General features: G+C 44.2%; 12 protein-coding genes and 2 pseudogenes. 9 read left to right on the plus strand and 5 right to left on the minus strand.

The features are described 5' to 3' along the window. Nucleotides 1-206, minus strand: a pseudogene (locus F6K37_RS23885) (ATP-binding protein); the annotation flags it as partial. A 321-nt stretch (nt 207-527) separates the two neighbouring features. On the opposite strand from F6K37_RS23885, the gene F6K37_RS23890 reads away from it, so the two are divergent. Then, the gene (locus F6K37_RS23890) at nt 528-782 is read left to right on the plus strand and encodes a hypothetical protein (RefSeq protein WP_287252568.1); all 255 of its coding nucleotides are present in this window, start codon (nt 528-530) and stop codon (nt 780-782) included. Between the two features lie 72 nt (nt 783-854). Next, nucleotides 855-1,160 carry a hypothetical protein gene (locus F6K37_RS23895; RefSeq protein ID WP_131827025.1) on the plus strand — a complete coding sequence of 102 codons (306 nt, stop codon included), beginning with the start codon at nt 855-857 and terminating at the stop codon, nt 1,158-1,160. Here the strand turns inward: F6K37_RS23895 and mraW are convergent. Then, nucleotides 1,134-1,334, minus strand: coding sequence for a 16S rRNA (cytosine(1402)-N(4))-methyltransferase (gene mraW, locus F6K37_RS23900; RefSeq protein WP_502887773.1), 201 nt, complete (start codon nt 1,332-1,334; stop codon nt 1,134-1,136). The genes F6K37_RS23895 and mraW overlap by 27 nt on opposite strands. Nucleotides 1,335-1,337: 3 nt before the next feature. Between mraW and F6K37_RS23905 the strand changes: the two genes are divergently transcribed. Both F6K37_RS23905 and F6K37_RS23910 read left to right on the plus strand, forming a co-directional pair. Further along, a complete protein-coding gene (locus tag F6K37_RS23905; RefSeq protein ID WP_287252570.1) occupies nt 1,338-1,514 on the plus strand; it encodes a hypothetical protein in 177 nt (58 codons plus the stop codon). A 28-nt stretch (nt 1,515-1,542) separates the two neighbouring features. Next, a complete protein-coding gene (locus tag F6K37_RS23910; RefSeq protein WP_008191731.1) occupies nt 1,543-3,078 on the plus strand; it encodes a cytochrome P450 in 1,536 nt (511 codons plus the stop codon). A gap of 5 nt (nt 3,079-3,083) precedes the next feature. Here the strand turns inward: F6K37_RS23910 and rsmH are convergent, their stop codons facing one another. Next, entirely contained in the window at nt 3,084-3,998 is a 915-nt protein-coding gene (rsmH, locus tag F6K37_RS23915) for a 16S rRNA (cytosine(1402)-N(4))-methyltransferase RsmH (RefSeq protein ID WP_008191734.1), read from the minus strand. A 449-nt stretch (nt 3,999-4,447) separates the two neighbouring features. Between rsmH and F6K37_RS23920 the strand changes: the two genes are divergently transcribed. From F6K37_RS23920 to F6K37_RS23935, 4 genes and pseudogenes are all read left to right on the plus strand, one after another. Then, nucleotides 4,448-4,768: a hypothetical protein gene (locus tag F6K37_RS23920; protein ID WP_044495860.1), complete on the plus strand. Its 321-nt coding sequence runs from the start codon at nt 4,448-4,450 to the stop codon at nt 4,766-4,768. A 530-nt stretch (nt 4,769-5,298) separates the two neighbouring features. Beyond that, nucleotides 5,299-6,363: pseudogene (locus tag F6K37_RS23925) on the plus strand (dynamin family protein); the annotation flags it as partial. Between the two features lie 586 nt (nt 6,364-6,949). Then, entirely contained in the window at nt 6,950-7,303 is a 354-nt protein-coding gene (locus tag F6K37_RS23930; protein WP_287252575.1) for a hypothetical protein, read from the plus strand. Nucleotides 7,304-7,477: 174 nt separating this feature from the next. After that, complete coding sequence (locus F6K37_RS23935; protein ID WP_287252577.1) at nt 7,478-7,777, plus strand: hypothetical protein; 300 nt, start codon at nt 7,478-7,480, stop codon at nt 7,775-7,777. A 332-nt stretch (nt 7,778-8,109) separates the two neighbouring features. Here F6K37_RS23935 and F6K37_RS23940 read toward each other — a convergent pair whose 3' ends face one another. Together F6K37_RS23940 and F6K37_RS23945 are read right to left on the minus strand one after the other, a co-directional pair. Next, nucleotides 8,110-8,880 carry an ABC transporter ATP-binding protein gene (locus F6K37_RS23940; RefSeq protein ID WP_287252579.1) on the minus strand — a complete coding sequence of 257 codons (771 nt, stop codon included), beginning with the start codon at nt 8,878-8,880 and terminating at the stop codon, nt 8,110-8,112. Nucleotides 8,881-8,902: 22 nt separating this feature from the next. Next, entirely contained in the window at nt 8,903-9,046 is a 144-nt protein-coding gene (locus F6K37_RS23945) for a hypothetical protein (protein WP_287252581.1), read from the minus strand. Between the two features lie 4 nt (nt 9,047-9,050). Between F6K37_RS23945 and F6K37_RS23950 the strand changes: the two genes are divergently transcribed. Further along, nucleotides 9,051-9,218, plus strand: coding sequence for a hypothetical protein (locus F6K37_RS23950; protein ID WP_287252583.1), 168 nt, complete (start codon nt 9,051-9,053; stop codon nt 9,216-9,218). Nucleotides 9,219-9,389: the final 171 nt, after the last annotated feature.

Here is a 9,389-nt window from a genome sequence, read left to right on the forward strand (position 1 = left end):
GTAGATTTTCCTGCCCCCCGATGACCTCCATATAAATGATAGGTCTCTCGCTTAGAAAGCAACATCTCTTTCCCTAAATCCACCTGGATCTCTCCATCCCCCCGCACTTCCCGACAATCGACATAAACCGGGTCCCCTGCCGGTAACGGTTGGGAGGGGTCAAAGGCATTGTAGAGGTTTTCCAGTAAATCATAGGTGTAAGTCATGGAGGGAAAGGGGAATAGGGAATAGGGAGTAGGCAAGAGCCAAGAGGCAAGAGGCAAGAGGGAATGATTTAGCTTCTTAGATAGGGCTGGATCCCTTTGTCTGTTTAATTTTTAAACACCATTACCAGCGTTGCTATCAGTAGTAGTTTAACTGGAGGGAGTGGGCAAATGGTGTAATTGGGTGACAAAGCTAGGTCGCTTTAATGATACTGTTTGCGTCAATTATTCGGCGTTGCTGAATTTTTGAATGAATAGGAGTAGAGTGGGCATCCTGCCCGCACGAAAATTTATTGAAACTGGCAAGATGCCAGTTCTACCAAGATGCCAGTTCCACGCAAACATGCCCATTCCACGGCAAGATGCCCATTCCACAGCAAGATGCCCATTCTACAGGTGCGACCCAAGGGCGCGAGGGATTGCTCGCGCCCTTGGAGGCGCGCACCTACTCTTAAAATCATTCCATTATTAAGCAACGCCTTTCCCCGACTCCCGATTCCCGATTCCCGATTCCCGATTCCCGATTCCCGATTCCCGACTCCCGATTCCCGATTCCCGATTCCCCACAACTGCCGCTAAGTCTAATCCCTAAACATCAGGAATTGAAACCAATCGAGCTGTATTAAGTTTTAGATTCACAAAAAGCTCACGATGATGAAACCAGTTAAATCCATGAATGAACTAGTAGAACGGGTATCTAAAGATCCAGAACTTGCGGAAGAAATCAAAAGAGACCCAGTGGAAACTATCCGTAGACTTGGTCCACCTCTAGAAACAGACCGTTGGATTTACCGGATTGTGGTCACTGCTTTGGGCGGTACCATGCTGGTAACTGTTACAGGTGCCATCGGACTAGCTGTGGCGGGTAAAGATGTGCCTGATATCCTGGTGGGGATTGGCACGGGTTCCTTGGGTTCCTTGGCTGGACTATTAGCACCTGCCCCATCCCGAGATTAGAGCCCTAAGTGGGTCAGTGTTGAGTGCTGCGGAACGAGCACGAGGGTTAAACTGGATTTCGTCAGCTTGTGCTACAGTTGGCTTTTTAGTTAGCACTCGCAATAGTGAGCAATTTTTTGACAAATACCGGAATTGGTGCTTAACAATCCGGTCTTCCAAATTTAGGGGGAACATAAGATGCGTTCGCTTTTAGCGGAAGCTGAGGCCTTTGGCCACGCTTTGCGTTCGCGTAGCGTCGGCTTTGCCGAAACGCTTCATCGCGTAGCGTGGCCCAAAGGCCAAGGCCAATCGTATTCCCTAACTCAGTGGTTGTGTGAATATCAGGGCTTTAACTCGGTAGTAGAATTTAGCTAGCAGTGTAAAAGTCAGGAGAACCTTGAGCATGTTCGAGCATTCATGGACAATTTTAGCTTTCCTTGTAGGAACAGGGATCAGCCTTCTCCTGTGGCGTTGGCAACAACGCCAGCTAGCTTTGAGCTCGATATATGCTCTGCCATCACCCAAGGGGAAATGGCTCACAGGTAACGCCATGGAACTTCTTGCCGCTGCAAAACAAGGAACCTATTCTCTGAGAATCTTTCGATGGATGCAGCAATACGGCTCCATGATTTTGCTACGGATCTTCACCAGACCGATGGTGATGGTGGCAAAGCCCCAACTGATTGAAAGCATTTTGACAGAGGGGCAAACTAAGGGGATATTTACCCGCAGTCCATCCTTTTATCACGCCTACAAAGATGTGTTTGGCGTACATATCGGAAACCAGGTTGGTGAAGCTTGGAAGTGGCGTCGCCAAACCGCAGCACCAGCTTTCCGAGCCAGTCGATTCACTCAAAAGTTCGATCTCATCCGTCAGGGGTGTCAGCAAGTCATCACACAACTTCAAAGCTCGGCTCAAACAGGCAAAGAGGTTCAAGTTGATCCCTTATTTGTGGACTTGACCATGAATATCATTGCCTACTTTTTCCTAGGTGTTACCTTTGATAAAACCTCAAACTTTGCAGGGGAACCCTCCTTCGATGCCAACCGCCTGTATGCAGCTCTTGCACTTCTCGAAAAACATGTACTTTTGCAGACCGCAGGTCGCAGTCGATGGTTTAAGTTTCTCCCTACGTCAGAAGGGCGAGAATACCGACAGGCTCAAGATTATTTACAACAGAATTTAAAACCTCGGGTCGCGATGGCGTTGCAAGTGGCCAGGGCTTCTGAGGCCGAATCCCCATCAGTCAGTTCGTCATTTCGGGATTCGATGTTGGTTCAATTTGCTAAAAACCCCCAGCATGACCAAGACTCCCTAATGGCCGAGACCCGAGCCTTTATCTTTGCAGGTCATGACACTACGGCTCATACTATGTCCTTTGCAGTCGGGGAGTTGGGGCTTAATCCTGGAGTCTTTCAGGCCGCACAACAGGCTGTGGATCAAGCCTGGGAGAAGGAAGGGGAGCTAAATCTTTCTACTTTGAAACATTTAGACTATATAGAAGCTGTGGTCAAGGAAACCTTACGACTCCACCCAGTGGCCACCGGAATCCCCCTAGTCACGACCCAAGAGACAGAACTGGATGGGGTCAAGATGCCGAAAAATGTAAGCGTCGAACCTTTTTTCTGGGCTGCGGGACAGGATCCTGAGATGTTTCCAAAACCGGAAGAATTTCGTCCAGAACGATGGCTGCAAAAGGAAACTGACCAACAGCCACTCCCCCTCCTGTTTGGATTTTCCCGAGGATCTCATTTTTGTGTAGGCGCACCTCTAGCACTTTTAGAAGCAACGGTGATGTTGTCTTTACTCCTGCGTCATTTTAACTGGGAACTCGTCAATGGCCGAGATTCTCTAGAAGATGTTAATCAGTATTTGACAGTATTTCCCCGCGATCGCATGCCAATTCGTTTAGTGTCGAGAAGTGAATCCATAGCTTAGACTTGTCAGTCTTGAGTGCTCAACTCCCGTCGCTCTGCGAATCTGAGTTTAGCGGAGCGAGCACGAGGGTTATGCTGGATTTCTTCAGCTTGTGCTACAGTTGGCTTTTTAGTTAGCACCCGCAATAGTGAGCAATTAGTTGACAACTCCCGGAATTTGTGCTTAACAATCCGGTCTTCCAAACTGTGAAAACTGATAATTCCAAGTCTTCCCCCTGGTTTCAGCCAATGGGGGGCAATGTCGAGAAAGCTTTCGAGGCTCTCAAGTTCCTGGTTGACCACAATCCGTAGGGCTTGAAACACCCGAGTCGCTGGGTGAATCCTGCCATAGCGGTATTTCGGGGGAACACAAGATGCGATCGCATTGGCTAATTCAGTGGTTGTCTGAAACGGACGCTTCTCCACAATCCGCCGTGCCATCCGCCGGGATAACCGTTCTTCCCCATACTTATAAAAAACATCCGCTAACCGTACCTCACCCCAATTATTAATAATATCCTTTGCCGTCAGAGACTGGCTCTGGTCCATCCGCATATCTAACTGAGCAGCATGGCGAAAACTAAAGCCTCGCTCTGGTAAATCTAGCTGAGCTGAACTGACGCCTAAATCCGCAATAATACCATCAAATACCCTATCATTAGGCTGATATTCGGCAAAATTTCCCTGCCAGAAATTAACTCTTCCGTTATAACTGGCTAACCTGGTCTTGGCGGCTGCGATCGCATTAGCATCCCGGTCAATAGCTGTAACTTCCACATCCGGTGCTGCTGCTAAAATTAACTCAGTGTGTCCACCACCACCCACAGTGGCATCTAAGTAATGACCACCAGGGCAGATAGCTAGTCCCTCAATTAATTCCTGACTCAATACGGACACATGGAAAAAGGGTGTTGTATTGGCCTGTAATGGTTCAGTTTCCATGTGATTCAAGCAATCCTAAGTATGTCCTGAGGAGATTAGACCTCCTGCTGTTAATCAGACCAGATTGTCCGGGAACTCTATAACTGTAACCTATCAACTGTAACCTCTCTAGTTGTGAATAGTGACAAGTCTTACTCAGCACTATATTGAAAGGAGGTTTTATAGCACTATGCATTCAGATGTGTGACATTTTTAAACTCTGAAACTTAGTCATAGGTTACTTCTGACTTCTGACAAATGACTTCTGACTTCTGACTTGCGCGTAGCGCTATAGTAACAACTATAGCCTTGATCATACTTATGAGCTATATTGACTCAATTTAGAATTGCTATAGTAGCTAAAGACTAATCATAAAGGTACCCCTGTGGCTACTGTCAAGCCATTAAAGAAGCATCAGACTAGATTTGTCAGTCAACCAGTAAATTTGCAGTCAACTAAGGAAAAACCGATGAATTCCAAAGAAGAAAAAGCTAAAGACCTTGAGCTTCGAGAACGAGAACTCCAGCAACGGGAGCGAGACCTTAGACTCCGGGAAATTGAAACGGACATTTATCAAGAAGAACTACAATTTAATCAAACCCATAAGCATCAAAAAAATGAAGGTAAACTAAAAAAGTGGGGCAGAAAGCTAGCTAGATTCGGTAAATTCTTAGCCGTTGTCATTGCTGTTGTTGTAACCATTAGAGTCGCTTATTGGCTTGCTCTAGTCATGATAGTTGGAGGAATTGCCTGGTTAGGGTACGAAATTTTTTGGAAAGATGATGAATGAATTACAAAAGCCAAAGGCAATAAGGTTAAATTTATAAATTGCCAATACCAAAATAGTTCAACATCAACTAAATAAATAGTATTATAATTAATTTTTACAATAAATAGTTGGTAAAATATATAGGAATGCTAAATTAATTAATTGTGATAATTTTTGTTCCCTACTCCCTACTCCCTACTCCCTACCTCACTTGGGTAGGTTTTTTACTTTGGGGCGAGTACGTACTTTCATTTCCGTTTAAATCCCTCAAAATATGTATTATCTTATACTTTAATTGCCGATATAATTCGACCCATCTCCCCATTTACCCATTTCCCTTCGATGCTTTCTGACCAAATCTCTAAATACAAAAAAACTCCCCCTCTCTCCTCTTCTCTCCTCTTCTCTCCTCTTCTCTCCTCTTCTCTATGGGTGCATCTCAGTTTTGCAATTAGGCAAAAATTCGGGAGAAAATTCCCACACTCCCCGCGCCCCCGCCCCGCGCCCGGGCCCCACACTTCCGATCTTTTTTACAAATATGAGATGCACCCTTAGCCCGTCAAGGGAGTAACCATGTTCATGAAGCTATTGAACGTCGCATCCCCTTGCTAGAGCAAGATTTAAATGAATTGAAGGAACGGATTAGTTCCGTTGAACCAGAATTTAATAAACTCAAGGATATTGGTGAGCAATTCAAGGATGAAATTAAAACAGTTCGTGATAATAAAGCGAAAGCGATCGCAGATTCCTTTCGTACCTATGTTTTAAATTTAGGAAATACCTTTGAGTCAGATTTTTTACACTATCAACCTGAACTAAGATTTATGGATTTCTTGAGTACAGGGAAACGAGAAGCCTTTGAATCAGAGTTGAGACAAGGATTTGAACGGTATATTAATGATAAATTGTCAGAGTGGAGTAAGACCGCTGAAAAAGAGATGGATGCTGCCTTTGCTCAGCTATCTCGCAGTGCAGTCACCTACGGTGCTTCTTATACTAAAGTCACGGATAAAATTAATCAAAAATTAACCGGACAAACCGTAAGACCTGTCAGCAGCTACACCACAGAAGATAACGCTCCCGCTTGGGCAAAATGGGCAGCAGGATTATTTTCCTTAGCTAGGGGTAATATAGCAGGAGTCGCCATGGCTGGAGCTGGTTTCTATTGGAAAAATATTGTACTGAATTTCATCACAGTTATGGGAATTGGTGCCATCATTACCACTGTTTCTGGGATTGCTCTCGGACCAGTGGGTCTAGCGTTGTTAGGATTAGGAGTTGGAGTCGTGCAAGCCGATCAAGCTCGTAAGGAATTGGTGAAAGCAGCTAGAAAAGAGTTGGTGAAATATTTGCCTGAGGTAGCACAAGAGCAATGGCAACCGATTTATGATGCTATCAAAGAATGTTTTGATATGTATGAGCAGGAAGTAACTGAGCGGATGGATGATGATATTAAAGCTCGCAAAGCTGAATTAGATAATTTAATTAAGCAAAAAGAATCTCGTGAAATTAATCGGGAGCAAGAATTAGCTCGCTTGAACCAGTTAGAGGCTGATGTAGCCTCCCAAGCCCAGAAGGTTGAGACCGCTTATCATAATTTTGTGAATGCGATTTAAGCATTCAGCCGTGAGCTAAAAGCTCACGCTACGCGAACAGCCGTCAGTGGTCAGTAGTCAGTGGTCAGTGGTCAGTGGTCAGCCCTTGGCCAATGGCCACTCAAGTAGCGTGGGTAGCCCATAAGTTGAAAGTTAAAAGTTGAAAGTTGAAAGTTGAAAGTTGAAAGTTGAATGCTTAATGCTGAATGCTTAATGCTGAATGCTTAATGCTGAATGCTTACAATGCGATCGCTTAACCTTCTACTATCGATTCCCCAAGACTAATTATTAGTCTTGGATTTTCCTTAATTTAAGCAAAAATCATAACAGTTGAAGGTTGACAGTTAACAGTTAATTGTCAACCTTCAACTTTAAATTTTAAACTTTAAATAAAATAACCTTCAACCTTGGCCTTTCGGCCACGCTACGCCAACAACCTTCAACTCCCTGCTCCCTACTCCCTACTCCCTACTCCCTACTCCCTACTCCCTACTCCCTAATCCCTGTTCCCTATTCCCTTTACTATATACAATTTTCAACGCCAAACTGGCGAAACATTTTTGGAAGTAATAGTAATAATAATAAAACACCTTAAGCAGACATAAAAATGAAAATTGAAGATTTAGAGTTTACGGAACAAACAACAACCGAGACAGACCAGATTAAAGGAGCAATTGTTCCACTGCTCGCATCAGCTGGAATTGGTGCTGCATCAGGAGCAGCGTTTCAGGTCGCATCCAACGCTATTACTAGTAAACCCCTAGGTGATGGTGTTTTCCAAGCAGCAGCAGGAGGTGCAGTTACAGGAATTATTAGTCCAGTTTCTACCATTTGGAAACCGATAAAATTGGCTCAACCATGGATACAAGGCTATCGACGAGGCATTGATCCAAAGTCAGTTTGGCGTCCGATTGTCGGTGGAGGTGCTGGTGGATTACTCCATGGAGCCTTAAGTCGTTAAGGGGTTTTGTCAGTATTTTTGTGTCTGCAGGGTGTGATTATTCGTCAGTCAAAAGGTCAAAATTTAGTAAGGGTGTATAGCTGTGCGCCCTTACAACTTTCTACCAATACCTTTTGGTAATAGGTATTGGCTAAAAAAAACTAAGGTAAGATGGGAGCATCAGGAGTAGATATCATGTCATTTGGGAAAAGGTTATTACAAAGGTTATTGCGAAGATTATTAATTGGAGGAACTGCAGGATTGCTTGTGGTAGTGTTATTAGATATTTTGGCTTACCCTCTGTATCATCAAGAACCAACTTCTCTAAATTGGTTTGAGCAAACGTTGATTAAAGTAGATTATCAATCAGCAGCACTACAGGAAGACATGGCTACTTATTTAGTAATCGCAGTACAGGATGGGATTCGGCTAATGATTGCAGTATGTCTATCCCTGACTCTAGTTGAAACTGTGCTGATCAAAAGGAAAGGTTGATTATTATTTAGTTTTTCAAGGGAACAGGGAACAGGGAACAGGGAACAGGGAACAGGGAACAGGGAACAGGGAACAGGAAACAGGGAGTAAGCTGGTCTTGATTTAAATTCTATTGTTATCAGAGCAGGGGAGCAGGGGAGAGGATTTTTAGTTTTTTTGTAAGCATTCAGCCGTCAGCTGTCATACCAAATCCGGAAAGCAAAAAAAGGATTAGGATTAGGGTCAAACAACCGTAGAGTAAGACGAAGAGAAATATTTTTTACTGTCTGTACTAACCGGATTTGATATCAGCCGTTGGCTGATAGCTGATAGCTGATGGCTGATGGCTTAGATCAAATGCGCAAAGCCTGAATTACCTGCCGTTTCAATTCCACAAATTCCAGGGTTAGCTTTGTATCCAGAGTACGAACAGTGGGCAAATCAATCATAATCTTATCCTGGATACAACCTGGATCAGCTCCCATCACATAGATACGCTCGGATAAGAACACCGCTTCTTCCACATCATGGGTAATCATCAAAACCGTAATATGGGTCTTCTGCCAAAGTCCAAGAAAGAATTCCTGCAATTCCTCCTTAGTTTGGGCATCTAAGGCTCCAAAAGGCTCATCCATCAACAGCACTTCCGGTTCATTAGCCAACGCTCGTGCGATCGCAACCCGCTGTTTCATACCCCCTGACAGCTGTTTGGGGTAGGCATTAGCAAAGCGGGTTAGACCGATTACATCCAAATAGTAAGCAATCCGTTCTTGGCATTCCCCCTTAGGCAATCGTTGTAAGCTCAGACCAAAGCCGATATTATCAGCAATCGTTAGCCAGGGAAATAGGGTATAGTTCTGGAAAATCATCCCCCGATCCCGACCAGGACCTAAAACCACCTCACCATCTACCTTTACATGTCCTTTAGAGGGAGGAATTAGTCCAGCGATAATGTTTAGCAAGGTTGATTTGCCGCAGCCAGACGGTCCAACTATACACACAAATTCATTGGCTTCAAGATCCAGATTAATATCCTTTAGCACTACCAATTCTTCCCGTCGGTGGCGAAAACTTTTGGAAAGATTGCACACCTGTAGCTTAGGCAAATTGTAATCATTGGTCATTTTAAAAGGGTGCATATCATATTTATAAAAAAGAAGGGGAAGTGTGGGAATCGGGAATCGGGAATCGGGAATCGGGAATCGGGAATCGGGAATCGGGAATCGGGAATCGGGAATCGGGAATCGGGAATCGGGAATCGGGAATCGGGAAAATATCTGAAGCTATCAACTGAATGCTTACCCTTGGCCAAAAGGCCACGCTACGCGAACAACGTTCAAACTTATTAAACCTTGGCCAAAAGGCCACGCTACGCGAACAACCTTCTTCAACCTTCAACCTTCAACCTTATTTAACCTTCCACCTTATTAAACCTTCAACCTTCAACGTTCAACCTTATTAAACCTTCAACCTTCAACCTTCAACCTTCTTCAACCTTCAACCTTATTAAACCTTTAACGCTCAACAAATTGCTCCGACCAAGGAACAGTTAATCGAAAAAGCCACCTAAACGCAAAATCCAGCATCAACCCAATCAATCCAATCACTAAAATACAAAAGAGCACTTTATCTG

Source organism: Moorena sp. SIO4E2, from assembly GCF_010671945.1.
Classification (GTDB): domain Bacteria; phylum Cyanobacteriota; class Cyanobacteriia; order Cyanobacteriales; family Coleofasciculaceae; genus Moorena; species Moorena producens.

Excerpts from the sequence above, each read along its gene's own strand:
- F6K37_RS23890 (WP_287252568.1), top strand. The coding sequence starts at position 528 with ATGCCAGTTCCACGCAAACATGCCCATTCCACGGCAAGATGCCCATTC.
- F6K37_RS23895 (WP_131827025.1), top strand. The coding sequence starts at position 855 with ATGATGAAACCAGTTAAATCCATGAATGAACTAGTAGAACGGGTATCT.
- mraW (WP_502887773.1), bottom strand. The coding sequence starts at position 1,334 with ATGTTCCCCCTAAATTTGGAAGACCGGATTGTTAAGCACCAATTCCGG.
- F6K37_RS23905 (WP_287252570.1), top strand. The coding sequence starts at position 1,338 with ATGCGTTCGCTTTTAGCGGAAGCTGAGGCCTTTGGCCACGCTTTGCGT.
- F6K37_RS23910 (WP_008191731.1), top strand. The coding sequence starts at position 1,543 with ATGTTCGAGCATTCATGGACAATTTTAGCTTTCCTTGTAGGAACAGGG.
- rsmH (WP_008191734.1), bottom strand. The coding sequence starts at position 3,998 with ATGGAAACTGAACCATTACAGGCCAATACAACACCCTTTTTCCATGTG.
- F6K37_RS23920 (WP_044495860.1), top strand. The coding sequence starts at position 4,448 with ATGAATTCCAAAGAAGAAAAAGCTAAAGACCTTGAGCTTCGAGAACGA.
- F6K37_RS23930 (WP_287252575.1), top strand. The coding sequence starts at position 6,950 with ATGAAAATTGAAGATTTAGAGTTTACGGAACAAACAACAACCGAGACA.
- F6K37_RS23935 (WP_287252577.1), top strand. The coding sequence starts at position 7,478 with ATGTCATTTGGGAAAAGGTTATTACAAAGGTTATTGCGAAGATTATTA.
- F6K37_RS23940 (WP_287252579.1), bottom strand. The coding sequence starts at position 8,880 with ATGACCAATGATTACAATTTGCCTAAGCTACAGGTGTGCAATCTTTCC.
- F6K37_RS23950 (WP_287252583.1), top strand. The coding sequence starts at position 9,051 with ATGCTTACCCTTGGCCAAAAGGCCACGCTACGCGAACAACGTTCAAAC.